Origin of the sequence: Ruminococcus sp., assembly GCF_019417665.1 — a bacterium.
Classification (GTDB): Bacteria; Bacillota; Clostridia; order Oscillospirales; family Ruminococcaceae; genus Ruminococcus_C.
In genome coordinates this window covers 1-2180 of sequence record NZ_DXUU01000125.1, presented here as the reverse complement: position 1 = coordinate 2180, position 2180 = coordinate 1, and the positions used below count along the sequence as shown (strand labels likewise).

Annotated in this window: 2 protein-coding genes; both read left to right on the top strand. The window is 48.3% G+C overall.

Annotated elements, in window-relative coordinates; all coding sequences use genetic code 11:
* The first annotated feature begins 143 nt into the window (after positions 1 to 143).
* Positions 144 to 1217, top strand: coding sequence for a siphovirus ReqiPepy6 Gp37-like family protein (locus tag QZ375_RS14205; RefSeq protein ID WP_295220056.1), 1074 nt, complete (start codon positions 144 to 146; stop codon positions 1215 to 1217).
* A gap of 7 nt (positions 1218 to 1224) precedes the next feature.
* Positions 1225 to 2180, top strand: a 956-nt coding sequence (locus tag QZ375_RS14200) for a leucine-rich repeat protein (RefSeq protein WP_295220054.1), incomplete at its 3' end; no start/stop codon positions are given.

Genomic DNA, 2180 nt, shown 5'->3' with positions numbered 1-2180 from the left:
ATATCCTGAACCGGCTGGTTTCCGGTTCGACTTGGCTGACCTTGAAGGAAGGCACGAATATCTTTCGGGTCGAGGCAGTTCGTGGTGTGAAAAAGCTGCGTGTGACTTTGATGCACCGCAATTCCTATCTGGGGGTTTGAGAAATGCAGTTGGAAATTTACAGTTTGACGGCTCTGAAAGATCAGATTTCTGTGTCACTGGAAGCCATCTGCGACAGCTATTCTTCGCTCTTGTGGGACATTGAGTTCTACCAGTGCGGCTGTTTTGAGGTGTACATCGCTGCCAGTCCGCAGAATGTATCCATCTTTCAGCGTGGCAGAATTGTGTCGAGGAGCGATGATGCACAGCACTTTGGCATCATTGAATCTTTGCAATTGGAAACCGATGCCGAGAAAGGCGATTACCTAACGGTCACCGGACGGTTTCTTGCCTGTCTGCTGGAACGGCGAATCATCTATCCCACCATCACCGCAAACGGCAGCTATGAGGACATCGTCCGCAAGGTGCTGTCCCGCAATGCCATCTCCGCCGGAATCCGCAATCTGCCCGGTTTTTCCATGGGAACGGTTTCCGGTGACTGTTGGCAGAAAACCGCACGAATGCAGGTCAGCTATGACAATATTCTGGAATGGCTGTACAGCCTTTGTGAAACCATCGGCGGTTCGGCAAATGTGCGGCTGAATGGAAATACCCTAAAATGCGACCTGTTTTCCGGAACAGACCGCAGTTTGTTGCAGGATGACAATCCCCACATCGTGTTTTCCGATGCGTACAACAATCTGCTGTCCTTTTCCTATGCAGCAGACGATGCGGTGCAGAAAAACTTTGCCTATGTGCTGGGCTGCGGTGAAGGCAATGCCAGAAAACGCACGACATTCTGTTCCGGTGCAGAGCCGACCTACCTTGACCGCTATGAGGTGTATGTGGATGAGCGAAACACCGCACAGGAAGAAGATGTGACCGATGCGGAATATCTGGAAATTTTGAAAAGCAGCGGTGCAGAACATCTGGTGCAGCCAAAAACGGCATCAGAATCTGCCATCGCTGCTTTTTCGACCCAGTATCAGTACAACAAGGATTACTTTGTGGGCGACTATGTAACTGTGGAGCAGAGAAGATTTGGCTTGATTCAGCCTCGAATTCAGCTAATTGGCATGGTGGAGAGTTTCGATCAGAATGGCAGAAATCTGACCCCGACATTTAAAGAGATGGAGTGATATTCATATGTCTTTTTCCTATGGATTTTTTAACGCACAGAACCTCGACCGGGTGTATACCGCAGAGGATTTCACGGCATATCTGTCTAGTTTGATTTGCAACGGGATTCTGGATACTTACCGGCAGTGTTTTGCACCAACAGTTAAAAGTTTATCCGTTACATTTGGCACGGGCAAGGCGTGGATCGATGGACACTATTTTATCAGTGATACCCTGCATACCATCGACCTTTCTTCCTATGTAGATGAATCTTTGAATCGTTATGTAGCAATCGGAATCTACTGTGATCGTTCCACTCGTACCTGTGGAATTCGTGTTCTGGCAGGTACAGCAGCCACCAGTCCAAACATTCCCGCCTTTACCAACAACAATGTGACGACTTATCTGACTTTAGCAGTTGTAAGACTGCGTGCCGGAACGACAAGTATTCTGGATTCCGATCTGACAGACTGCCGTGCAGATGAGAGCAAATGCGGTTACTGCAAGTGCATCCTTGGCAAGTGCAGAGTGACGGAGATGCTTGCCGAAATGGCAAAGACAAATGCCACACTGGACGAACTGCAAAAGCGTTTGGATGCAATGAACAGTCAGATTTCGGAACTGCAAACCAAGGTGGATGATTTGACCGCAGGCGAAATCGTGGCAACTGGACAATGCGGCGAAAACATCTACTATGTTCTCTACGACAACGGCAAACTGCTGCTGCGTGGTACGGGTGCAACCTACGATTATACCTCTCATGATTCTGTGTTTTATCAAAATGACCAGATCAAAGAAATTGTACTCAGCAATGGCATTACTGGTCTGGGTGACCGTTTGTTTTATCATTGTGCCAATGCAGAAACGGTATCTCTTCCAGCTACACTGACCAGCATTGGTGATTCCGCTTTTGCACAGGAAGATGCTGTAATCAATGATACCGCTGGTCTGACTTCTGTTACCATTCCGCAGGCAGTTACTGC